The following is a 23,265-nucleotide window of genomic DNA, read 5'->3' on the forward strand; positions in this document are numbered from 1 at the left end:
TCAGGCGGTGACAGCCGACCGGCAGCGGTCGACAGGGGCGGGCGTCCATCCGGGCGCCCGCCCTTCGCCGTGTCACGGCGTGCCCCGCCTACTCGCAGGCGGCGCCCTCCGCCTCGGGCAGGGCCCGGGCGAGCGCCTCGCGCTCGGGGGCGATGTCGGGCTCGCCGACCGCCCAGACGTCCGGGGTGTCGGATCCCTTCGACAGGGCGACCAGGACGTGGTCGCCCTCGCGCAGCAGCGGATCCATGTCCGCCTCCATCAGGAAGTCGACCTCGGGCCCGCTCCCGGCCGGCCGGTAGGCGCGGGTGACGTGCAGGGTGACCCGCTCCCGGGTGCTGCCCGCCGCCCGGCCGACGGCGGTGACGTCCCCCTCGACGACGAGCCGGGCGCAGGCCAGATAACCGGGGTCGCCGAGGAGGCCGGACGCGCCGCCGGCCGACGCGCCGGCCTTCTCGTCGGACGCGGCCCCGCTGTCCGCGCTCTTGCTCGACTCGATGCCGGCCACCTGGCCGACCTGGAGGGCCACCCATCCGCCGCCGAGCACCAGCGCGCCGGCGGCGGCCACGCCGGCGAACCGCAGGGCGAGGGGCCGCACCCCGCGCGCCGGACGCGGCCGCCGCACCGGGACGACGGCCGGAACCCGGGCCCGCGCGCCCACCGGCTCCGACGCCTCCTCCGACGCCCCCTTCGGCTCCGCTCCCGATTCCGTCAGGACGTCCGCGAGCACGCCGAGCTGCTCGCGCAGGAGCGCCACGTCGGCGGTCGCCGAGCGGTGGGCGGCCCGGTAGGCGGGATCTGCGCGGGCTTCCTCGGAGAGGCCGGAGAGGGGCACGTCGAGAACGGCGGCCATCAAGGCGTCCATACCGTCGTAGCCTTCCTGCGCGTCCCGGCCCTCATGATCGTCGCGGCCCTCGTGATCGTTCCGGCTGTGCTGATCGTTCCGGTCGTCGTCGTGCGGTTCGTTTCCGTGAGCGGGCCGGGCGGGCACGTCACACCACCTCGTCTTCGTGCAGGCGGGCGCGCAGGGCCCGGACCGCCGTGTGCAGGCGGCTCTTGACCGTGCCCTCCGGGACGCCCAGCTCCTGGGCTATCGAACGCACCGGCAGGTCGGCGTAGAAACGCAGGACGAGAACCTGGCGCTGGGCGTCGGGCAGGTCGTCCAGCCCCTGCGCGACGGCGAGGGAGAGCACGCTGGTGTCCTCGCCCGACGGGTGCTCATGCTGGCGCAGCGAGGCCAGCCGCTCCCCCAGCCGCTCCTGGCGGCGCTTGGCGCGGTGCCAGTCCATGGCGAGGTTGGAGGCGACGACCGCCGCCCACGCCGAGACGTCACGCGGCGTCTCGTACCCCTTCGCCGCGCGCTCCAGGAGCCGCAGGCGGACCTGCTGCACCCCGTCCGGCAGGTCCGCCTGCGGCACCCCGCCCAGCGCGAGCACCGCCCGCACCCGGCGCTCCTGCGCCGCGTCCAGCGGGTCGTCGCCCTGTCCGGCCCCGTCCCCCTGGGCGCGCCGGGCCTTTCTGCGCAGCACAGCCACCCCTCCCTACCGCGTTTCCTCTACGACGCCGTGGCGCGCGAAAACGTTCGGCACGCGCGTGCGCAATCCTCGCGAGGCGTACGTCACACCGGCGGGCGTCCCAGTCCTCGGGCATGGTGGGCAAAGAATTGGACAGGTGGGCCGGGGTCGGCCGCATGATGGAAAAGTCCGTAAAGAGCCGTGAACAGAGCAAGGAGTCGCCGTGAGGGTCGGAATCGTCGGAGCCACCGGTCAGGTCGGCACGGTCATGCGCAGGATCCTCAAGGAGCGTGACTTCCCGGTCACGGAGCTGCGCCTGTTCGCCTCGGCCCGTTCGGCGGGGACGGTCCTGGACGGCGTGACGGTGGAGGACGCGGCGACGGCCGACTACGCGGGCCTCGACATCGTCCTGTTCTCCGCCGGTGGCGCGACCTCGCGGGCGCTGGCCGAGAAGGTCGCCGCGCAGGGCCCGGTCGTGATCGACAACTCGTCGGCGTGGCGCAAGGACCCCGAGGTGCCGCTGGTCGTCTCCGAGGTGAATCCGCACGCGATCGTGGACCGCCCCAAGGGCATCATCGCCAACCCGAACTGCACGACGATGGCCGCGATGCCGGTCCTGAAGCCGCTGCACGCGGAGGCGGGGCTGGAGGCGCTGGTCGTCGCGACGTACCAGGCGGTGTCCGGTTCGGGCCTCGCGGGCGTGGCGGAGCTGCACGGGCAGGCGCAGAAGGTCGGGCCCGACGCGGACCGGCTGACCCACGACGGCGACGCGGTCGACTACCCGGAGCCGCAGGTCTACAAGCGCCCCATCGCCTTCAACGTGATCCCGCTCGCGGGCTCGATCGTCGAGGACGGCCTGAACGAGACCGACGAGGAGCAGAAGCTCCGCAACGAGTCCCGCAAGATCCTGGAGATCCCCGGGCTGAAGGTCTCCGGCACCTGTGTGCGCGTCCCGGTCTTCTCCGGCCATTCTCTCCAGGTCAACGCCCGTTTCGCCCGCCCGATCAGCGCCGAGCGCGCGACGGAGCTGCTGGGCGGCGCCCCGGGCGTGGCCCTCAGCGACATCCCGACCCCGCTCCAGGCGGCCGGCAAGGACCCGTCGTTCGTGGGCCGCATCCGCGAGGACGAGACCGTGGAGCACGGTCTCGCCCTGTTCATCTCCAACGACAACCTCCGCAAGGGCGCGGCGCTGAACGCGGTGCAGATCGCGGAGCTGGTGGCGGCCGAGCTCAGGTCCGCCTGACCTCGTAGAGGAAGCAGCCGTACTCGACGGCCCGGACGTGCACGAACGCCACGTCCGGGTCGTCGAACGCGTCACGGAAGGCGGCGTCGAGCCCGCCGACACCGGCGAGCGCGCCGCCCAGGATGCGGCCATCGGCGGAGTACCGCCGCACGGCGCGGTGCGCCCGGGCGAAGGGCAGCCCGTCCCCGGCGAACCCCGCGCAGCCGCCGGCGTGGACGAACACGGGCCCCTGCTCGTCGTAGGCCCCGGGGTCGACCCCCGCCCCGGCCGCCCAGCGGCGCAGCGGCGCGTACGAGACGAGCGCGATCCGCTCCCCCGCGGCACTGCGCCGCAGACAGCACCGCAGGATCGCCCCGCCCTCCTCGTCGGTGAACGGCTCCGTCCCGCGTCCGGCGTCGTCGACGACCCGGAGCCCGTCGAGCGTGCCGGACGGGATGGCCCGGGGCACGTAGGTCACATCGTTCGCTGTGAAGGTCATACGTCCACCCTGAGGGCACCCGCCCGCCCGGGCTGGCGACTTCCGGACGTCACGCTCGGGAGCGATCCCGGCGGTCCGCGGACGCCGGGCGTCGCACGGACGCCCGGCCCGGCCACCGGAACCCTCGCCGCGCGACCGGCGCGGGTCCTGGTCGTCCCGGGTGGCGCCTGACCGCCCATAAGGTCGTCGCCTCGGGCAGGTGTCCCGTGGAAGGATGGCGCAACCGACACATATCCGAGGAGATGACCGCGTGCCTGGCACAAACCTGACTCGCGAAGAGGCGCAGCAGCGGGCGAAGCTGCTCACCGTTGACTCGTACGAGATCGATCTGGACCTCTCCGGCGCGCAAGAGGGAGGGACCTACCGGTCCGTCACGACGGTGCGCTTCGACGTCGCGGAGAGGGACGCGGAGTCCTTCATCGACCTGGTGGCCCCGGCCGTCCACGAGATCACGCTGAACGGGGACACGCTCGACCCGGCCGCTCTCTTCAAGGACTCCAGGATCGCGCTGCCGGGCCTGCTGGAGGGCCGCAACGTCCTGCGGGTCGTCGCGGACTGCGCGTACACCAACACCGGCGAGGGTCTGCACCGGTTCGTCGACCCGGTGGACGAGCAGGCCTACCTGTACACGCAGTTCGAGGTGCCGGACGCCCGCCGCGTCTTCGCGTCCTTCGAGCAGCCGGACCTCAAGGCCACCTTCCGGTTCACCGTGAAGGCGCCGACCGGCTGGACGGTCATCTCCAACTCCCCGACGCCCGAGCCCAAGGACGACGTCTGGGCCTTCGAGCCGACCCCGCGCATCTCCAGCTACATCACCGCGCTCATCGTCGGGCCGTACCACAGCGTCCACAGCGTGTACGAGAAGGACGGCCAGTCGGTGCCCCTCGGCATCTACTGCCGGCCCTCCCTCGCCGAGTACCTCGACTCGGACGCGATCTTCGAGGTCACGCGGCAGGGCTTCGACTGGTTCCAGGAGAAGTTCGACTACGCGTACCCGTTCAAGAAGTACGACCAGCTGTTCGTGCCGGAGTTCAACGCGGGCGCGATGGAGAACGCGGGCGCGGTCACCATCCGGGACCAGTACGTGTTCCGCTCGAAGGTCACCGACGCGGCCTACGAGCTGCGGGCGGAGACGATCCTGCACGAGCTGGCCCACATGTGGTTCGGCGACCTGGTCACCATGGAGTGGTGGAACGACCTGTGGCTGAACGAGTCGTTCGCCACGTACACCTCCATCGCGTGCCAGGCGTACTACCCGCAGTCGCGCTGGCCGCACTCGTGGACCACGTTCGCCAACTCCATGAAGACCTGGGCGTACCGGCAGGACCAGCTGCCGTCCACGCACCCGATCATGGCCGAGATCCGCGACCTGGACGACGTCCTCGTCAACTTCGACGGCATCACCTACGCCAAGGGCGCGTCCGTCCTGAAGCAGCTCGTGGCGTACGTCGGCATGGACGAGTTCTTCGCGGGCGTGCAGGCCTACTTCAAGCGGCACGCGTTCGGCAACACGCGCCTGTCCGACCTGCTCGGCGCGCTGGAGGAGACCTCCGGCCGCGACCTCGGCACCTGGTCGCAGAAGTGGCTCCAGACCGCCGGCATCAACATCCTCCGTCCCGAGATCGAGACGGACGCCGACGGGGTCATCACGTCCTTCGCGATCCGCCAGGAGGCCCCGGCGCTCCCGGCCGGCGCCAAGGGCGAGCCGACCCTGCGCCCGCACCGCATCGCCGTCGGCCTGTACGAACTCGACGACGACAGCGGCAAGCTGGTGCGGGACGAGCGCGTGGAGCTGGACATCGACGGCGAGCTGACGGCCGTGCCGCAGCTGGTGGGCAAGCGCCGTCCGAACGTCGTCCTGCTCAACGACGACGACCTGTCGTACGCCAAGGTCCGCCTCGACGAGCAGTCGCTCGCCTTCGTCACCGAGCACCTCGGCGACTTCGAGTCGTCCCTGCCGCGCGCCCTGTGCTGGGCGTCCGCCTGGGACATGACCCGGGACGGCGAGCTGCCCACCCGCGACTACCTGTCCCTGGTGCTGTCCGGCATCGGCAAGGAGTCCGACATCGGGGTGGTCCAGTCGCTGCACCGCCAGGTCAAGCTGGCCATCGACCTGTACGCCGCCCCGGCCGCCCGCGAGGCCCTGCTGACCCGCTGGACGGACGCCACGCTGGCGCATCTGCGGTCCTCGGCCGCGGGCAGCGACCACCAGCTGGCGTGGGCGCGCGCGTTCGCGGCGACCGCCCGCACGCCGGAGCAGATCGACCTCCTGGAGTCGCTGCTCGACGGGGGCCAGACCATCGAGGGCCTGGCCGTGGACACCGAGCTGCGCTGGGCGTTCGTGCAGCGGCTGGTGGCCGTGGGGACCTTCGACGAGGCGGACATCGCCGCCGAGTACGAGCGGGACAAGACGGCCGCGGGTGAGCGGCACGCGGCGACCGCGCGGGCCGCCCGGCCGACCGCGGAGGCCAAGGAGGAGGCGTGGGCGTCGGTCGTGGACTCCGACGAGCTCCCGAACGCCGTGCAGGAGGCGGTCATCGGCGGCTTCGTCCAGACCGACCAGCGTGAGCTGCTCGCGCCGTACACGGACCGGTACTTCGAGGTCGTCAAGGGCATCTGGGACTCCCGTTCGCACGAGATCGCCCAGCAGATCGCGGTCGGCCTCTACCCGGCGGTCCAGGTCTCCCGGGAGACCCTGGACAAGACGGACGCCTGGCTGGCCTCGGCCGAGCCGAACGCGGCCCTGCGCCGCCTGGTCTCCGAGGCCCGCGCGGGCGTCGAGCGCGCGCTGAAGGCCCAGGCGGCCGACGCACAGTAGTCCCTGCCTGCCTGGCAGCCCCTACGCGACGGAGGGCGCCCGATGTCTCGTCGGGCGCCCTCCGCCATGCCCGGGCCGCGCGGCGCTATAACCGGGCCGCGCGGCGCTCACCCCCGGAGCGCCGGCCCCCTCGCGTCCGGCCGGTCCCGGTCCCGGTCCGTCTCCCGGCCGCCGTCCCCGTCCCGGTCTCGGTCCCGGTCCCGGTCCCGGTCCTCGCGAGTCTTCCCCCCGACGGCGGGCCCGAACGTGCGTACGACCGTCCCGCCGGCCCTCAGCTGGCCCGCCACCGTCGCGCCGAACGCCAGCGCCATGCCCGCCAGCTGGAGCGGCGTCAGCGCCTGGCCGAGGGCGGCCCAGCCGACGACGGCCGCGGTCAGCGGGGAGAGCGGGCCCAGGAAGGTGACCTGGGTGGCGGTGAGCCGGCCGATGCCGCGGAACCAGAGCCAGTACGAGACCGCCGTGTTCGCCAGGGCGAGGTAGAGGTAGCCGCCGACCGCGCGGCCGTCCAGGGCCGGCGGGGCGCCCTCGACGAGGAAGGCGAGCGGGGCGATGAGCAGGCCGCCCGCGGTGAGCTGCCAGCCGGCCAGGGCGAGCGGGCCTACGCCGTCCGGGCGGCCCCACCGCTTGGTGAGGACCGTGCCGGCCGACATCGAGGCGGTGGAGGCGAGCGCCGCGAGGACGCCGAGCGGGTCCAGCGCCCCGGCCGCCTTCAGCACCACCAGACTGACGCCGAACGCGGCCACGATCCCGGCCACCACGGTCCGGACGGTCGGCCGCTGCCCCAGCAGCAGCGCCGAGAGACCGACGACGAACAGCGGTCCGACCGAGCCGACGACCGCCGCCATGCCGCCCGGGAGCCGGTAGGCGGACAGGAAGAGGAGCGGGAAGAAGGCGCCGATGTTCAGGGCGCCGAGTATCGCGGCCTTCCCCCACCAGACACCGCGCGGCAGGACCCGGCCGAGGGCGAGCAACAGCAGCCCGGCGGGCAGGGCCCGCATCAGACCGGTGAACAGCGGCCGGTCGGCCGGGAGGAACTCCGTGGTGACGGCGTAGGTGGTGCCCCAGGAGACCGGGGCGAGGGCGGTGATCAGGACGGTCGTGGGCCTCTTCATGCAACTAGCTTAGCGCTAAGCGACTTAGCGTCAAGTAGCTTTGCGTTCATCAACTTGGCATCGAGCGGCTTAGTGTTGAGCCACTTTCTCGCGGGTGACCGGAACCGGGGGATACTCGTCCCATGAGCAGCCCGCAGCCCCCGCGCAAAGACCCCGTCGACGCGATCATCGAGCAGTGGGCGGCGGTCCGGCCCGACCTCGACACCGGCGCCATGGAGGTCTTCGGCCGGATCTCCCGGCTCGCGCGCGCGATGGGCGACCGGCTGGAGAAGGCGTACGCGGCACTCGGCATCGGACGGGGTGAATTCGACGTGCTCGCCACCCTGCGGCGCTCCGGCGAGCCCTACACCCTCTCGCCCCGCGAGCTGTCGGCGACGCTCATGCTCACCACCGGCGGCATGACCGGCCGCCTCGACAAACTCGAACGGGCCGCGCTGCTGCGCCGCGCCCCCGACCCGCACGACCGACGGGGCCTGCAGGTGACGCTGACCGAGAAGGGCCTCGACCTGGTCGACCGGGCGGTCGGCGCGGGTCTCGCCGCCCAGACGGAGGCTCTGACCGCCGCCCTGGACGCCGAGCGGGCCGACCAACTGGCCGACCTGCTGAGGGATTTGCTGCTGACGACGGAGACACCGAGGAGCTGAGTCGGGAGCGTTCGGCCGGGCGGGGCGAGGCAGGGCGAGGCGAGGCAGGGCGGGGTCGGAAACGCGTCGAGGGCGTCGGTTCCTTCCGCGTACGGCATGCGCGTACGTGACGGGAACCGACGCCCTCGGGCCCGCATCCGGGCCGGGAGTCAGAGGGGGCCGACGAGCTAGGCCTTGGCCTTCGCCTGGCCCCTGACGGTGATGTTGGAGCTGGTGGTGTCGCCCCTGTCCTTCGACTTGTCCAGGACCCACACCAGGCCGGCGATCAGCGCGAAGATAGCGATCGGGGCCACCACGTAGAGGCCCAGCGTCTCGCCGACGCTCAGACCCGAGCCGGGGTCGTCACCGTCGTCGCGGGTCAGCGCGAGCGCGGGGGACGACATGAGCAGCATCATCAGCGTCGTACCGGCAGCCAGGGCGCCGGCGCGCAGGGCGTTCTTCTTGTCCACGGTGCCCAAGTTAGCGAACGGTGTCGGAGAGCGCGCGCCCGGGGTGCCGTATGAGGCGCGGGGCGGGCGGGCGACCGTCCCGGGGCTGCCGCCGCCGCACCCCCGTCCGCACCCCGTCGCGGCTCCGCCACACCCCTCTAGGCGCTCGCGTCCCACACGTCCCCCACCTCGCGTCGGACTCCGTGCGGCCCGGCCCGCCCCGCCGCCCTCACCGCCGGACTCCTGCTCGGACTCCGGCCCCAGCTCTGGCCCGAAGCACCGAGCCCCGAGCCCCGAGCTCCGGCCGGAAGTCCCCGAGCCCCGGCCGACGCTCCCCACGCTGCCCCCACTCAGGCCCCGTTCGGACTTCCGCTCCGGCTCCCGGCTCGGCCTTCCGCGCGGCTCCGGCCCGGACTCCCGCTCAAGATTCCGGCTCGGCCTTCCGTGCAGCTCCGGCCCGGACTCCCGCTCAAGATTCCGGCTCGGCCTTCCGTGCAGCTCCGGCCCGGACTCCCGCTCAAGCTCCGGCTCAAGGGCCCGGCTCGGGCTTCGGCCCGTCTTCTGACTCGAACCCGCCCTCGAACCTCCGCTCGGACTCCCCGACCGGGGCCACTCCGACCGGGGCCACTGTGGCCGGGGCCGCCCCGGTCGGGCCGTCGTCCTCGCGCAGTACCTCGGTCAGCGCCCGCAGCCTCGGTGAGGCCGCCAGTTCCTCCAGGGTCACCGGGCGGCCCGTCGCGTCCGCGATCGGCAGCCGCCAGTTCGGGTACTGGTCCCAGGTGCCGGGGAGGTTCTGCGGGCGGCGGTCGCCGACGCCGTCCGGGAGCCAGACGCCGATCATGCGGGCGGGGGTGCGCAGCAGGAAGCGGTGGACGGCCTGGACCTCGGCCTCCTCCGAGGAGAGGTCGCTGCCGCCGCCGGTGCCGGCCAGGAGGCCGAGCCGGTTGAGCAGGGCCAGCCACTCCCCCGTGTCGTGGGCCGCCTCCGCCCGTTCCTCCTCCACCGGACGGGTCGACAGGCCCAGCCGGTCCCGGAGTTCGACGTGCTCGCCGGTGAGCCGGGCGGCCGTGGACGGCAGGTCGTGCGTGGTGGCGGTGGCCAGACAGTCGTCACGCCAGCGGTCGGGAAGCAGGGGACGCCCGTCGCCTTCCCAGTCCCGTTCGAACCACAGCACGGACGTGCCGAGCACCCCCCGTTCGCGCAGCGTCTCGCGCACGCCCGGCTCGACGGTGCCGAGGTCCTCGCCGATCACCACCGAACCGGCCCGGGAGGCCTCCAGCACCAGGACGGCGAGCATGGCCTCGGCGTCGTAGCGGACGTAGGCGCCCTCGGTCGGCGGCTCGCCCTGCGGTACCCACCAGAGGCGGAACAGGCCCATGACGTGGTCGATGCGCAGGGCGCCCGCGTACCGGAAGAGGGCCTTGAGGAGCCGTCGGTAGGGGGCGTAGCCGGAGGCGGCCAGCCGGTCCGGGCGCCAGGGCGGCAGGCCCCAGTCCTGGCCCCGCGCGTTGAAGGCGTCCGGCGGCGCGCCCACCGACATGCCGGCGGCGAAGTACTCCTGCTGCGCCCACGCGTCGGCGCCCTCGGGATGCACGCCGACCGCCAGGTCGTGCACGATCCCCACCGGCATGCCCGCCTCGCGCGCGGCGCGCTGGGCGGCTCTGAGCTGGGCATCGGTGAGCCAGGCGAGGCGGGAGTGGAAGTCGACGCGGTCCATCAGCTCGCCGCGGGCCCGGGTGGTCTCGGCGGAGCGCGGGTCTTGGAGCCCGGCCGGCCACTGCCGCCACTGCGACCCGTGCACCTCGGCGAGGGCGCACCAGGTGGCGTGGTCCTCCAGCGCCTGGCCCTGCTCGGCGAGGAAGTCGCAGTAGGCGGCGCGTCGGCCGGGTCCGAGCGGTACCCGGGCGACCAGCTCGAGCGCCTCCCGCTTCAGCTCCCACACGGCGTCCCGGTCGATCAACTCCCCCTTGTCCAGGACGGCTTCGCGCAGTCGCCCGGCGCGGTCCAGCAGCGCGGAGCGTGGGGCCCCGTCGTCCCGGAGGTACGCGAACTCGGGAACGTCCTCGACCCGCAGGTGCACCGGGTCCGGGAAGCGGCGCGAGGAGGGCCGGTACGGGGAGGGGTCCGTCGGGGTGCCGGGCACGGCCGCGTGCAAGGGGTTGACCTGCACGAACCCGGCGCCGAGCGCTCGCCCCGCCCAGGAGGTCAGCTCGCCGAGGTCACCGAGGTCGCCCATGCCCCAGGAACGCCGGGAGAGGAGGGAGTACAGCTGGACGAGGAGTCCGTACGAGCGTTCGGCGGGCGTGGGCAGACGGGGCGGGGCGACGACGAGATGGGCGCGGCCGGTCCGCCCGTCGGGGGCGGTGACCGTCAGCTGATGCACCCCGAGCGGGAGCCGATCGACGGAGTCGCGGCGCTCGCCCTGCTCGGTCTCCACCCGCAGAACGGTGCCCTCGGGGAGGGCGGCGAGCGCCTCGCAGGGGCTTCCGCGCCAGCACACCACCGTCGGCGGCAGCAGCCGCTCGCGCAGCTCCCGTTCCCGGGCGGCGAGCGCGGCGCGTACGGCCTCGGGGGTGCCCGCGTCGACGCCGAGGGCGGCCAGGGCGCGGGTGACGGCGCCGGCCGAGGCCGTGACCGTGCGGTCCGGGGAGGGTTGGTAGGAGGTGGCGACGCCGTGCAGGGCGGCGAGCCGGGCGAGCTCCTCTCCGGGGGGCACGGTCATCTAGGGCCTCGTGGAGTCGGAGTCCGCGACGGCGGCGAGCGGCGGCTCGCTGGTCAGGGGCTCGGCGTCGGGCAACGGAGGTTCGCTGGTCAGCGGAGCTTCGGCGCAGGCGCCCTCGGCGCTGAAGGCGCAGAGGTAGGGGTCCGCGAGCTCGGCGGGGGTGGCGGCGGAGGGCTCCGCCAGGCGTTTGGAGCGGGCCGGTGCGATCACGGTGGCCTCCTCGTCAGTACGGCATCGGATACCCCAGCCCTACCCAGCGGACGCGGGGACAGACGTCCTCACGTCATTACACGCCGCCACCCCCTCCCGAACCCCGCGCCGACACGACGGACCGGCGCGCCGAAACCATCGACCGCGCCTCGGCCACCCCGCACCACCCTCACCAGCCCTCCGCCACCGGGCACCCTCCGCCCCTCCCGGCCACGCCCACCCAGGACCGCCCGCAGCCGCCCACCCCGCACCGCCACCGGGCACCCTCCGCCAGCACCTTCGACCACGCGGCCACCCCGCACCGCACTGCGCCGCCCCGAGCCGCCCCGCGCCGCCCTCCGGCACGCCCAGGACCGCCCGCAGCCGCCCTCCGGCCACCCGGGGCCGTCGTCAGTCGTCTCGACCGTCCGCAGCGCGCAGAGCGGCGTCGAGATCGCGCATGAGCTCTCCCACGCGTCCACCGCCGGGAGGCGCGGCCGGCAGCCGGCCGAGCACCGCGGCCACCGCCGCCGGCGCGTCCCGGCAAGCCCGCTCCAGAGCCCGCGCGGCGACAGCGCTCCCCCCGGTGAGGGGGACCGCCTCGGTGCCGGGCGGGCCCGCGGAGCCCGTGGCCGGCGGCCCCACGGCGGCGGGCGTTCCCGCAGCGCCGGGCAGGGGGCCCTGCGCTGCCGGCTCCTGCGCCGCCAGCTCCTCCGCTCGGGCCGCGTGGGCCGCCGCGCCGAGAATGTGCTTGACCTGGTGCGCGTCCGCCAGGGGATGCAGATACGCGGCGGCGGCCGCGTGGCTCGCCGCCCGCGCCGCGTCGGCCGCGGCGGGCAGGACGGCCTCGGCTTCCCGGGCCGCCCGGAAGGCGGCCCACGCGCTCTGCCGCAGGGCGCCGGTGCGCCGGCCACCCCCGGCGAAGGCGTCCGCCGCCGCGACGGCCTCGCGGGGGCGCGGGTCCGCGGGAAGGCTCCGTTCGAAGATCGGCAGCGTTCTGCGGGCGCACTCGGCCGCGTAACCCGCGATCTCCCGGAGTTCCTGGTCGCTCAGCTCGATCTTGTCCGACTTCGTGGGCACGGCGTCATCCTGCCGCGGCCCGCACCCCGCCCACCAGACCGGCCGCGCCCGGACCGCCCTCCACCGGACCGCCCTCCACCGGTCCGGCACCGCTCGGGCCCGGTGCCGGACCCCCGCACGTCGCCGCACGCCACGCGCATCGCCTCACGCCACGCACGTCACGCCTGTCCCGCCGGGCACGTCACGCCTGTCCCGTCAGGCACGGCGATACGGCTCCGGGTGCAGGGGCCTCCGGAGCCGGTCGCGCCCGGCTCGGAGGCCGTTGTGACGCGGTGCGGGGGCGCGGTCTCGCCCTACGAAGACCCGGACCGTCAGGCGGAGATGCCGTCGATCCGGGCCAGAGCGTCGTCCGCGCCGTACGGCTGCAAGTACGGCAGCCAGCGCGGGTCCCTGTGCCCGGTGCCGATGATGCGCCAGGCGAGTCCGGAAGGGGGAGCGGGTTTGTGGCGCAGCCGCCAGCCGATCTCGACGAGGTGCCGGTCGGCCTTGACGTGGTTGCAGCGACGGCAGGACGCCACGACGTTGTCCCACACGTGTTTGCCTCCGCGACTGCGCGGGATGACGTGGTCGACGCTGGTTGCGACGCCACCGCAGTACATGCACCGGCCCCCGTCGCGGGCGAAGAGCGCCCGACGGGTCAGAGGAACGGGCCCCCGATAGGGAACCCGGACGAATCGCTTGAGCCGGACCACGCTGGGTGCGGGGACAGTGACAGTCGCGCTGTGCAGGAAGGCGCCGGATTCCTCGAGGGAGATCGCCTTGTTCTCCAGGACGAGGACGAGCGCGCGGCGGAGCGGTACGACGCCGAGCGGCTCGTACGACGCGTTGAGGACCAGGACATGCGGCACGGATGCCTCCTTGGGCGTCGGCGGCGCGTGGCTCGCGCCGGGACGATCTGTGGTCAGTCTCCCCTCTTGGCTGGTGGACGCGCCACCATGTCCCGGTAACGGGCTGGGAGTGTTTTCGACCACACCCTGTTGTCTCCCCCGGATCATGGCCGGTTCACGCGCAGGTGAGGACGGTCTCTCCTTCACGGAACCCGCCGGACCACACACAATGCCCCGTTAGTGTGGTGGTTCTGCCCGTCCGGTGACCTTTCCGTGACCTCGCAGCGCGTGTCGCCCTCGACCGCCGCACCGAATGGAGCAGTGCAGCACCTGGAGGTACCTGCCGTGTCCTTGCCCGCCGTCCTACTGGCCGCCGACGTGTCACCGTCGCCGACTCCCTCGGAGTCGCCGACCGCGGTGACCGTCCCGTCCCTCCAGGACGCCCAGGAGAGCGCGACGAACGCGGCCAGCTGGGTCGAGCAGAACTGGTCGACCTGGCTGGCGATCGGTCTGCGCGTGCTGCTGATCCTGGTGATCGCGGTGGTGCTGAGAGTGGTGGTGCAGCGGGCGATCACCAAGCTGATCGACCGGATGAACCGCACCGTCTCGTCGGTGGACGGCACGGCGCTGGGCGGGCTGCTGGTCAACAACGAGCGGCGGCGCCAGCGCTCGCAGGCGATCGGCTCGGTGCTGCGTTCGGTGGCGAGTTTCCTGATCCTCGGCACCGCGGCCCTGATGGTGCTGGGCACCTTCGAGATCAACCTGGCCCCGCTGCTGGCCTCCGCCGGTGTCGCGGGTGTGGCGATCGGTTTCGGCGCGCGCAACCTGGTGACGGACTTCCTCTCCGGCGTGTTCATGATCCTGGAGGACCAGTACGGCGTCGGCGACCAGATCGACGCGGGCGTGGCCACCGGCGAGGTCATCGAGGTGGGACTGCGCGTGACGAAGCTGCGCGGCGCCAACGGTGAGATCTGGTACGTCCGCAACGGCGAGGTGAAGCGGATCGGCAACCTCTCGCAGGGCTGGGCGACGGCCGGCGTCGACGTGACCGTCAAGGCTTCCGAGGACCTCGACCTGGTCAAGGCCACCCTGGACGAGGTCGCCGAGAAGATGAGCAAGGAAGAGCCCTGGAACGAGCTCCTGTGGAGCCCGATCGAGGTGCTCGGCCTGGACAGCGTCCTGCTGGACTCGATGGTCGTCCGCGTCTCCGCGAAGACGATGCCCGGCAAGGCCCTGGCCGTCGAGCGGGAGCTGCGCTGGCGTGTCAAGCGGGCCTTCGACGCGGCCGACATCCGCATCGTGGGCGGCGCGACCGCCCCCGTCACGGAGGACCCGGCAGACCCGACGGCCACGGTCGCGGCTCCTTCGGTGTTCGCCAACGCGGACTCGCCCCAGTCGGCGGCGGCGACGCCGATCGCGCAGCCCCGGCCGACGACCCCGGCGAAGTAGCCCGTACGCGGGGAGGCCGCACCCGGAAGGCTCCGGGTGCGGCCTCCCCGCGTTTCCGGGCACGGCCTTTTCCCGTGTTTCCGTGCACGGCCGGCCCGCGGCCCCGGGCACGGCCTTCCGGCGTCTCACGGGCCCGCCGCCCTTTCCGCCCCCGACATAACGACTCTGTTGCCTCGGGGGCGTTTCCCCATTCACTCCTTGACGTCCCCTTCGTGACGGGTCTACGTTCCTGCCAGCCGATAGGAAACTTTCCTAACAGTGACCGGATGTGGACGTGCGTCCGGCGGACTTGAGAAGCTGGGCAGTCCAGAAAGGCAGGTGTCGCACCCATGGCAGGAACCGCCGGTACGCCGGGCACCCCGCGCGTCCTGCGCGCCATGAACGACCGCGCCGCCCTCGACCTCCTGCTGGCGCACGGCCCCCTGTCCCGGACGCGCATCGGCAAGCTCACCGGCCTGTCGAAGCCCACCGCCTCCCAACTGCTGGCCCGCCTGGAGGCGGCGGGGCTGGTGCTCGCGACCGGCACCACCGAGGGGCGACCCGGCCCCAACGCCCAGCTGTACGAGGTCAACCCGGCCGCCGCGTACGCAGCGGGGCTCGACGTCACCCCGGAGCGCGTCCTGGCCGCCGTCGCCGACGCCACCGGCCGGACCGTGGGCACGTTCGAGGTGCCCACGCCCGGCCGGAAGACCACCGACGCCGTCGTGCGCCAGGTCACCGACGCGCTCGACGGCGCGGTCAAGGCCGCGGGCCTCACCCGGGACGAGGTGCGACGGCTGGTCGTCGCCACCCCGGGCGCCTTCGACCCCACCACCGGCCGTCTGCGCTACGCCTCCCATCTGCCCGGCTGGCACTCCCCCGCGCTGCTCGACGATCTCGCCGCGGCCCTGCCCATGCCGGTCGAGTACGAGAACGACGTCAACCTCGCCGCCGTCGCCGAGCAGCGCCTCGGCGCGGCGCGCGGCCACGAGGACTTCGTCCTGCTGTGGAACGAGGGCGGTCTCGGCGCCGCCCTCGTCCTCGGCGGCCGGCTGCACCGCGGCTGGACCGGCGGCGCCGGGGAGGTCGGCTTCCTGCCGGTTCCGGGCGCGCCCCTGGTCCGGCAGGTGACCAAGGCCAACAGCGGCGGCTTCCAGGAGCTGGCGGGCTCACAGGCCGTCCCCCGGCTGGCCCGGGAACTCGGCATCGGCGACATCCCGTCCGGGCCGTACGCCGGCGTCGCCGCCGTGCTCGTCGAGCGGGCCGCCGCCGAGGACACCGCCCCGCACCGGCAGCTGCTCCAGACGTACGCGACCCGGCTCGCGACCGGTCTCGCCTCGCTGGTCTCCGTGCTCGACCCCGAACTCGTCGTCCTCAGCGGCGCCTCCCTGACCGCCGGCGGCGAGGTGCTGCGCGCCCTCGTCCAGGACGAGCTGGAGGAGCTGGCCGCGTCCCGGCCGAAGCTGGTCATGGGCGACGTCACCGAACAGCCCGTGCTGCGCGGCGCGTTGGAGAGCGCACTGTCGGCCACCCGCGACGAGGTCTTCGACACCTCGCGCTAGCCGCACCTCCACCCCTCCCCCAGGTCCTCACCTCACCCGTTCCGTCCCGCTCCACCCCCCTGCACCTCACCTCACCTCATCGCAGTCCCTTCACCCTGCCCTGTCCCTGGAAGGCTCCGCCATGCCCACACGCATACCCGTAGTCGTCCGAAAGGCGGCTTTCGCCCTCACCGCCTCCACGGCCCTCCTGCTGAGCAGCACCGCCTGTACCGGCCAGTCCGCCGCCGGTTCCGACGACGACGCGTCCAAGGAGACGACCCTCACCTTCTGGCACGCGTGGAGCGCGCCCAACGAGGTGAAGGCCGTGAAATCGCTGATCGCGGGTTTCGAGAAGACGCACCCCCACATCCATGTGAACGTCGTCGGCAACATGACCGACGACAAGATCAACCAGGCGCTGCGCGCGGGCGGCTCCAAGGCGCCGGACGTGATCTCGTCGTTCACCACCAACAACGTCGGCAAGTTCTGCTCGTCGGGCGCCCTCGTCGACCTCAACCCCTTCTTCGAGAAGGCGGACATCGACCCGTCCACGACCTTCCCGAAGGCCATGAACGAGTACACCCAGTTCGACGGCAACCGCTGCGCCGTCCCGCTGCTGGGCGACGCGTACGGCCTCTACTACAACAAGACGGCGTTCCGGAAGGCGGGCATCACCGCTCCCCCGAAGACCTGGTCCGAGTTCGAGGCCGACGCCAAGAAGCTGACGATCGCCCAGGGGAACACGTTCAAGCAGCTCGGCTTCATGCCGAACTACCACGGCTGGGAGACGACCACCGAGCACTACCTCGGCCAGTTCTCCCCGACGTACTTCGACACGGCCGGCAAGTCGACCATCGCCACGGACCCGGCCGTCGCCTCCGCCTTCACGCTCCAGAAGAAGCTCGTCGACGAGCTCGGCGGCTTCAAGAAGCTGGAGACCTTCCGCTCCACGCTCGGCGACGAATGGGGCCCCAAGCACCCCTTCCAGACCGGCCAGGTCGCCATGCAGCTGGACGGCGAGTGGCGCCTCGGCATGGCCCTGGAGGCCGAGCCGGACTTCGAGATCGGCGTCGCCCCGCTGCCCGTCCCGGACGACCAGGCGGCCCAGTACGGCAAGGGCTACATCACCGGCACCATCGCCGGCATCGCCGCCACCAGCAAGAAGCAGAACGCGGCCTGGGAGCTGGTGAAGTACATGACCACCGACACGGACGCGGTCGTCGCCTTCTCCAACGCCATCCACAACGTGCCGTCCACCCTGGCGGCCCTGAAGTCCCCTGACCTGAAGTACGACGCTCGTTTCAAGACATTCCTCGACATCGCCGCGAACCCGAACTCGACCACCTCCCCCGCGTCGGTCAACGGCGGCGTCTACCTCACCACCGTGCAGCAGCTCGGCTACGACTACGAGAGCGGCAAGGTCACCGACCTGAAGGCCGGACTGGAGAAGGCGGCGGCGCAGATCGACACGGACATCGCGCAGGCGAAGTAGCCATGAACACCCACACGTTGAGGGCGAAGCACCGGCGCTCGGCGCTGCGCACCCTCGCCTTCCTCTCCCCCTGGCTGATCGGCTTCGCGGTCTTCTTCGCGTACCCGATGATCTCGACGGTCTACTTCTCGTTCATGCACTACGACGGCTTCAGGCCGCCGACGTGGAGCGGCACGAAGAACTGGACGTACGTCTTCGCGCACTACCCGTTCTTCTGGCCGGCCCTGCGCAACACGCTCTGGCTCGTCGTGATCATGGTGTCGCTGCGCGTCCTGTCCGGACTCGGGATCGGCATGCTCATCACGAAGATCAAGACCGGTACCGGCGTCTTCCGCACCCTCTTCTACCTGCCCTACCTGGCCCCGCCGGTGGCGGCCACCATGGCCTTCGCCTTCCTCCTCAACCCCGGCACCGGCCCGGTCAACTCGATCCTGGAGACGGTCGGCATCCCGGCGCCGGCCTGGTTCAACGACCCGGACTGGTCCAAGCCGGCCCTCACCGTGCTGGCCCTGTGGGGCATCGGCGACCTGATGGTCATCTTCATGGCCGCGCTGCTCGACGTGCCGAAGGAGCAGTACGAGGCGGCCGAACTGGACGGCGCGACGCCGTGGCAGCGGTTCCGGTACGTCACGCTGCCGAACATCTCGCCGATCATCATGTTCGCCGCCGTCACGGGCGTCATCGGGGCGATGCAGTACTACACACAGCCCCTGGTCGCCGGAAAGGTCGCCTCGGGTGTGATCCAGGGCGCGGGCACCATGTTCGAGCCCGGCTATCCGGAGCACTCCACGCTCACCCTTCCCCAACTCGTCTACAACCTCGGCTTCCAGCGCTTCGACTACGGCTCCGCCTGTGTCGTGGCCCTGGTCCTGTTCGCCCTGTCGATGGCGTTCACCGCGCTGTTGATGCGGCGCCGGGGCGGTCTCATCCAGGCAGGTGACTGACCGTATGACCCAAGTACTGGACCGCCCGGCGGAGTTGCGGACCCCCTCCTCCCCCGCCGAGCGCACCGCCCGCCGCAAGGCACTGCTGGAGTGGATCGCGATCCACTCCCTCGGCGTGGCCGCGGCCCTCTTCTTCACCCTCCCCTTCGTGTTCGTGTTCCTGACGTCCCTGATGAGCGACTCGCAGGCACTCAGCCGGGACCTGATCCCGCACACCTGGGAATGGGCCAACTACCAGCGGGTCTTCGACACCCCGGGCTTCCTCACGTGGTGGCGGAACACCCTGATCTACGCCGGACTGGGCACGGTCCTCACCGTCGTCTCCTCCGTCCCCGTGGCCTACGCGCTGGCCAAGTTCCGCTTCCGGGGCCGCAATCTGACGCTCATGCTGGTGATCTCGATGATGATGCTGCCCCCGCAGGTGGTCGTCATCCCGATGTACCTGTTCTGGGCGAAGCAGCTGGACCTGTCGGGCACCCTGTGGCCGTTGATCATCCCGCTGGCGTTCGGCGACGCGTTCTCGATCTTCCTGCTGCGCCAGTTCCTGCTGACCATCCCGAACGAGTACCTGGACGCGGCGAAGGTGGACGGCTGCGGCGATCTGCGCACCCTGCTGAAGGTCGTCCTGCCGATGGCGAAGCCCGGCATCGCCGCCGTCGCCCTCTTCCAGTTCTTCGCCGCCTGGAACGACTACTTCGGACCGCAGATCTACGCCTCCGAAAATCCGGACGCGTGGACCCTCTCCTACGCCCTGGAGTCCTTCAAGGGCGCGCACCACACCGACTGGAACCTCACCATGGCGGCCACCGTGCTGGTCATGGCCCCCGTGATCCTCGTGTTCTTCTTCGCCCAGAAGGCGTTCGTCGAAGGGGTCACCCTCACCGGAGTAAAGGGTTAACACGCCATGAAACTCACCGTGGTCGGCGGCGGCTCGACCTACACACCCGAACTCGTCGACGGCTTCGCCCGGCTGCGGGACACCCTCCCCGTGGAGGAACTGGTCCTCGTCGACCCGGCGGCCGACCGCCTGGAGCTCGTCGGCGGCCTGGCGCAACGCATCTTCGCCCGGCAGGACCACCCGGGCCGCATCGTGACGACGTCCGACCTGGACGCGGCCGTCGAGGGCGCCGACGCCGTGCTGCTCCAGCTCCGCGTCGGCGGCCAGGCGGCCCGCGAGCAGGACGAGACCTGGCCGCTGGAGTGCGGCTGCGTCGGACAGGAGACGACGGGGGCGGGCGGCCTCGCGAAGGCCCTGCGGACCGTCCCCGTGGTCCTGGACATCGCCGAACGGGTCCGCCGGACCAACCCGCGGGCCTGGATCATCGACTTCACCAACCCGGTCGGCATCGTCACCCGCGCCCTGCTCCGGGCCGGCCACAAGGCGGTGGGCCTGTGCAACGTGGCGATCGGCCTCCAGCGGAAGTTCGCCGCCCTGCTCGACGTCGCCCCGGCCGACGTCCACCTGGACCACGTGGGCCTCAACCACCTCACCTGGGAGACCGGGGTACGGCTGGGCGGCCCCGAGGGCGAGGACGTGCTGCCGGGCCTGCTGGCCGCCCACGCCGACACGATCGCCGCCGATCTGCGCCTGCCGCGCGTACTCCTGGACCGGCTGGGCACGATCCCCTCCTACTACCTGCGCTACTACTACGCCCACGACGAGGTCGTACGGGAACTGCGCACGAAACCGTCGAGGGCGGCGGAAGTGGCGGCGATGGAACGCCGGTTGCTGTCGCTGTACGCGGACCCGGCCCTGGACGAGAAGCCGGAGCTGCTGGCGAAGCGCGGCGGCGCCTACTACTCGGAGGCCGCGGTGGACCTGGCGGCAGCGCTGCTGGCCGGCTCCGGCAGCCCCTACCAGGTGGTGAACACCCTCAACAACGGCACGCTGCCCTTCCTGCCGGACGACGCGGTCGTCGAGGTGCAGGCGGCGGTGGGCCCCAAGGGTCCGTCCCCGCTCCCGGTGCCGCCCCTCGACCCGCTCCACGCGGGCCTGACGGCGAGCGTGACGGCGTACGAGGACCTGGCCCTCCAGGCGGCCCTGCACGGCGGCCGCGACCGGGTCTTCAAGGCCCTGCTGTCCCACCCCCTGGTCGGCCAGTACGAGTACGCCGAGCAGCTGACCGACCAGCTGATCGCACACAACCGGGAGCATCTCGCGTGGGCCTGACGGCAAGCGTGCTCGCCATCGACGCGGGCAACAGCAAGACGGACGTGGCGGTCGTGGCGGCGGACGGGACGGTCCTCGCCACGGCCCGCGGCGACGGCTTCCGCCCGCCGGCCGTGGGCGTGACGGCGGCGGTGGACGCCCTGGCCGACACCGTCACGCGCGCGTACACGGCGGCCGGCGTCGGCTCGGCGGTCCATGTCTCGGCCTGTCTGGCCAACGCCGACCTGCCGGTCGAGGAGGAGCAGCTGGCGGCGGCCCTGGACACGCGCGCGTGGGGGGCCTCCGTGGACGTCCGCAACGACACGTTCGCCATCCTCCGGGCGGGCGTGGCCGAGCCCCGGGGGGTGGCCGTCGTCTGCGGCGCGGGCATCAACTGCGTCGGCATGCGCCCCGACGGCCGGACCGCCCGCTTCCCCGCGCTCGGCCGTCTCTCCGGCGACTGGGGCGGCGGCTGGGGCCTGGCCGAGGAGGCGATGTGGCACGCGGCGAGGGCCGAGGACGGCCGGGGAGGACCGACGGCCCTCGCCGAGGCGCTGCCGTCCCACTTCGGTCTGCCGTCCATGTACGCCCTCATCGAGGCCCTGCACCTGGAGCACATCGCCCCGTCCCGCCGCCACGAACTGACCCCGGTCCTCTTCGGGACGGCGCGGGACGGGGACCCGGTGGCGCGCACGATCGTCGACCGGCTGGCACGGGAGGTGGTGGCCATGGCGACGGTGGCCCTGACCCGGCTGGACCTTCTGGAGGAGGAGACACCGGTGCTTCTGGGGGGAGGCGTTCTCACCGCCGGCCAAGAGTTGCTGGACGACGGGATACGGGAGCTGCTGGCCGCGCGGGCGCCGAAGGCGGTGGCGAGCGTCGTCCGGGAGCGCCCGGTGCTGGGGGCCGCGCTGCTGGGCCTGGACCGGCTGGGGGCGGACGCCGACGTGCAGCGAAGGGTGCGTGCGCACTTCGACGCGGGGTGAGCGGCCGCGGACGTCCCTGGACGCGGCCGGACACAACACGGGTCGCCACGAAGGAACCGAACACCCACCCGACGCGTATTCATGGACAGGGGTGACTGCGATCTGATCAAGATCCAGTGAAGGCCGGTGCGCAAGGCCGGTCCCGCCAGCGATACTGGCGGCGGCAGATGACCATGGGGGAGGTCAACAACGTGGCAGACCCGGCACCGAGCAGCACCATGGCACCACCCGCTTCGGCCGCGGCGCCACCGCCGAGGCGCCGTACGGCCTTCGCCGAGGGCGTCGACAAGGCGCGCGCCGCCGCGACCACGGAACCGGGCCGGCTCCGCATCATCGGCGCCTTCCTCGCCCTTCTCGTGCTCGCCTTCGGCGCCGTGACGGCCTGGCAGACGACCGACCGGGCGGCCGCCGCCGACGACGTGCTGCACAAGAGCCAGCCGCTCAGCACGGCCGCGGCCGACATCTACCGCGCGCTGGCCGACGCCAACACGGCCGCCTCCAGCGGGTTCCTGGCGGGGGGCCAGGAGACGGCGGAGTCCCGGTCGCGCTACGAGAAGGACATCGACGAGGCCGCCTCCAAGCTCGTCACGGCGGCCAACAACGCCGACCCCGACTCGCCCTCGACGGCGTTCATCACCGAGCTGAACAAGCTGCTGCCCGAGTACAAGGGCCTGGTCGAGCGCGCGCGGACGTACAACCGGCAGGGCTTCCCGGTCGGCGGCGCCTATCTGCGGTACGCCAACCAGAAGATGCAGGGCGAGATGCTCCCCGCGGCCCAGGATCTCTACACGAAGGAGAACCAGCGCCTCCGGGACGACTACGGCGACGCCACCCCCTACCCCTGGGCGGCGATCGCCCTGGGCGTCCTCGCGCTGGCCGGTCTCGCCTGGGCCCAGCACCGCAACTACCGCCGTACGAACCGGGTCCTGAACCACGGCCTGGTCGCGGCGACGGCCACCACCACGGTCGTCCTGCTCTGGCTCGTCGTCGGCCACAGCGTGGCCCGCGCGGGTCTCGACGACTCCTACGACCACGGCGTCCGCTCGCTGAACGTCCTGCACGACGCCCGGATCGCCTCCCTCAAGGCGCGCGGCAACGAGAACCTGACGCTGGTCGCGCGCGGCGCCGAGACGGTGAAGGTGGCCGCCGACGGCGAAGAGGTCACGCTCGACAAGTACGACCACGACTTCAGCACCGAGATCGACACCCTCGGCAAGGGCCTCGCCCTGGCGGCGAAGCTCGCCGACGACCAGGCGGGCGAGAAGCCGGTCACGTCGGCCGAGAGCAACATGGCGGAGTGGAAGAAGCGCCACACCGCGGCCCGCGCGCAGGACGACAACGGCAACTACGAGCAGGCGCTGGCCCTGGTGATCGGCGGCGAGGACGCGACCGGCGCGTGCTTCGACAACGTCGACAAGAACCTCGCGGACGCGCTCACGCACGAGCAGGCCGAGTTCCGGCAGGCGGCCGGGGACGGCCTCGGCGCGATGACCGGCCTGCCGATCGGCGCCGCCGTGCTCGCCGTGCTGGGCGCCGCGGGCGCGGTCGTCGGCATCGGCCGCAGGCTGTCGGAGTACCGGTGAACAGGCGTGTGCCGGTGAACAGGGGCGGATCGGTGAACAGGCGTCTGCCGAGGGGCAGGAGCGTGTGGGTGGGCGGGGGCGAACCGGCTG

General features: G+C 72.6%; 20 protein-coding genes. 11 read left to right on the forward strand and 9 right to left on the reverse strand.

What is annotated here, in order from left to right; all coding sequences use genetic code 11:
• Positions 1-88 precede the first annotated feature (88 nt).
• Together J2X68_RS02955 and J2X68_RS02960 are read right to left on the reverse strand one after the other, a co-directional pair.
• Positions 89-862: a hypothetical protein gene (locus J2X68_RS02955; RefSeq protein WP_310430801.1), complete on the reverse strand. Its 774-nt coding sequence runs from the start codon at positions 860-862 to the stop codon at positions 89-91.
• A gap of 127 nt (positions 863-989) precedes the next feature.
• Positions 990-1,532 carry a sigma-70 family RNA polymerase sigma factor gene (locus tag J2X68_RS02960; protein ID WP_171397279.1) on the reverse strand — a complete coding sequence of 181 codons (543 nt, stop codon included), beginning with the start codon at positions 1,530-1,532 and terminating at the stop codon, positions 990-992.
• A gap of 202 nt (positions 1,533-1,734) precedes the next feature.
• Between J2X68_RS02960 and J2X68_RS02965 the strand changes: the two genes are divergently transcribed.
• Positions 1,735-2,754: an aspartate-semialdehyde dehydrogenase gene (locus J2X68_RS02965; RefSeq protein WP_310430802.1), complete on the forward strand. Its 1,020-nt coding sequence runs from the start codon at positions 1,735-1,737 to the stop codon at positions 2,752-2,754.
• Here the strand turns inward: J2X68_RS02965 and J2X68_RS02970 are convergent.
• Positions 2,741-3,232 carry a DUF1203 domain-containing protein gene (locus J2X68_RS02970; protein WP_310430803.1) on the reverse strand — a complete coding sequence of 164 codons (492 nt, stop codon included), beginning with the start codon at positions 3,230-3,232 and terminating at the stop codon, positions 2,741-2,743. The genes J2X68_RS02965 and J2X68_RS02970 overlap by 14 nt on opposite strands.
• A gap of 250 nt (positions 3,233-3,482) precedes the next feature.
• Here J2X68_RS02970 and pepN point away from each other — a divergent pair, with 250 nt between their 5' ends.
• Positions 3,483-6,050 (forward strand): aminopeptidase N, encoded by a 2,568-nt coding sequence (gene pepN, locus J2X68_RS02975; RefSeq protein ID WP_310430804.1) that lies wholly within the window; start codon positions 3,483-3,485, stop codon positions 6,048-6,050.
• Between the two features lie 107 nt (positions 6,051-6,157).
• Here pepN and J2X68_RS02980 read toward each other — a convergent pair whose 3' ends face one another.
• Complete coding sequence (locus J2X68_RS02980; protein WP_310430805.1) at positions 6,158-7,162, reverse strand: EamA family transporter; 1,005 nt, start codon at positions 7,160-7,162, stop codon at positions 6,158-6,160.
• A gap of 122 nt (positions 7,163-7,284) precedes the next feature.
• Here J2X68_RS02980 and J2X68_RS02985 point away from each other — a divergent pair, with 122 nt between their 5' ends.
• Positions 7,285-7,806 carry a MarR family transcriptional regulator gene (locus J2X68_RS02985; RefSeq protein ID WP_310430806.1) on the forward strand — a complete coding sequence of 174 codons (522 nt, stop codon included), beginning with the start codon at positions 7,285-7,287 and terminating at the stop codon, positions 7,804-7,806.
• 167 nt (positions 7,807-7,973) lie between these two features.
• On the opposite strand, the gene J2X68_RS02990 is transcribed toward J2X68_RS02985, so the two are convergent.
• The 5 genes from J2X68_RS02990 to J2X68_RS03010 all read right to left on the reverse strand — a co-directional run bounded on the left by J2X68_RS02990 (position 7,974) and on the right by J2X68_RS03010 (position 13,073).
• The gene (locus tag J2X68_RS02990) at positions 7,974-8,255 is read right to left on the reverse strand and encodes a hypothetical protein (protein ID WP_310430807.1); all 282 of its coding nucleotides are present in this window, start codon (positions 8,253-8,255) and stop codon (positions 7,974-7,976) included.
• A gap of 508 nt (positions 8,256-8,763) precedes the next feature.
• On the reverse strand, positions 8,764-10,956 hold the full coding sequence (gene malQ, locus J2X68_RS02995) for a 4-alpha-glucanotransferase (protein WP_310430808.1): 2,193 nt from the start codon (positions 10,954-10,956) through the stop codon (positions 8,764-8,766).
• Positions 10,957-11,139, reverse strand: coding sequence for a hypothetical protein (locus J2X68_RS03000; protein ID WP_310430909.1), 183 nt, complete (start codon positions 11,137-11,139; stop codon positions 10,957-10,959).
• Between the two features lie 417 nt (positions 11,140-11,556).
• On the reverse strand, positions 11,557-12,225 hold the full coding sequence (locus J2X68_RS03005) for a putative immunity protein (RefSeq protein WP_310430809.1): 669 nt from the start codon (positions 12,223-12,225) through the stop codon (positions 11,557-11,559).
• Between the two features lie 311 nt (positions 12,226-12,536).
• The gene (locus J2X68_RS03010) at positions 12,537-13,073 is read right to left on the reverse strand and encodes an HNH endonuclease (RefSeq protein WP_057600138.1); all 537 of its coding nucleotides are present in this window, start codon (positions 13,071-13,073) and stop codon (positions 12,537-12,539) included.
• A 324-nt stretch (positions 13,074-13,397) separates the two neighbouring features.
• Between J2X68_RS03010 and J2X68_RS03015 the strand changes: the two genes are divergently transcribed.
• The 8 genes from J2X68_RS03015 (at position 13,398) to J2X68_RS03050 (ending at position 23,175) form a co-directional block, all read left to right on the forward strand.
• Positions 13,398-14,501 carry a mechanosensitive ion channel family protein gene (locus tag J2X68_RS03015; RefSeq protein WP_310430810.1) on the forward strand — a complete coding sequence of 368 codons (1,104 nt, stop codon included), beginning with the start codon at positions 13,398-13,400 and terminating at the stop codon, positions 14,499-14,501.
• A gap of 329 nt (positions 14,502-14,830) precedes the next feature.
• Positions 14,831-16,042 (forward strand): ROK family transcriptional regulator, encoded by a 1,212-nt coding sequence (locus J2X68_RS03020; RefSeq protein WP_310430811.1) that lies wholly within the window; start codon positions 14,831-14,833, stop codon positions 16,040-16,042.
• Positions 16,043-16,163: 121 nt separating this feature from the next.
• Positions 16,164-17,513 carry an ABC transporter substrate-binding protein gene (locus J2X68_RS03025; RefSeq protein ID WP_310430812.1) on the forward strand — a complete coding sequence of 450 codons (1,350 nt, stop codon included), beginning with the start codon at positions 16,164-16,166 and terminating at the stop codon, positions 17,511-17,513.
• 2 nt (positions 17,514-17,515) lie between these two features.
• Positions 17,516-18,457, forward strand: coding sequence for a sugar ABC transporter permease (locus J2X68_RS03030; RefSeq protein ID WP_310430813.1), 942 nt, complete (start codon positions 17,516-17,518; stop codon positions 18,455-18,457).
• Between the two features lie 4 nt (positions 18,458-18,461).
• Positions 18,462-19,355, forward strand: coding sequence for a carbohydrate ABC transporter permease (locus J2X68_RS03035; protein WP_310430814.1), 894 nt, complete (start codon positions 18,462-18,464; stop codon positions 19,353-19,355).
• Positions 19,356-19,361: 6 nt separating this feature from the next.
• Positions 19,362-20,627: a 6-phospho-beta-glucosidase gene (locus J2X68_RS03040; RefSeq protein WP_310430815.1), complete on the forward strand. Its 1,266-nt coding sequence runs from the start codon at positions 19,362-19,364 to the stop codon at positions 20,625-20,627.
• Complete coding sequence (locus J2X68_RS03045) at positions 20,618-21,592, forward strand: BadF/BadG/BcrA/BcrD ATPase family protein (protein WP_310430816.1); 975 nt, start codon at positions 20,618-20,620, stop codon at positions 21,590-21,592. The genes J2X68_RS03040 and J2X68_RS03045 overlap by 10 nt, the downstream gene beginning before the upstream one ends.
• Before the next feature lie 218 nt (positions 21,593-21,810).
• Entirely contained in the window at positions 21,811-23,175 is a 1,365-nt protein-coding gene (locus tag J2X68_RS03050) for a hypothetical protein (RefSeq protein ID WP_310430817.1), read from the forward strand.
• The last annotated feature ends 90 nt before the right edge of the window (positions 23,176-23,265 follow it).

The organism is Streptomyces sp. 3330, from assembly GCF_031456635.1.
In the GTDB taxonomy this organism is placed as follows: domain Bacteria; phylum Actinomycetota; class Actinomycetes; order Streptomycetales; family Streptomycetaceae; genus Streptomyces.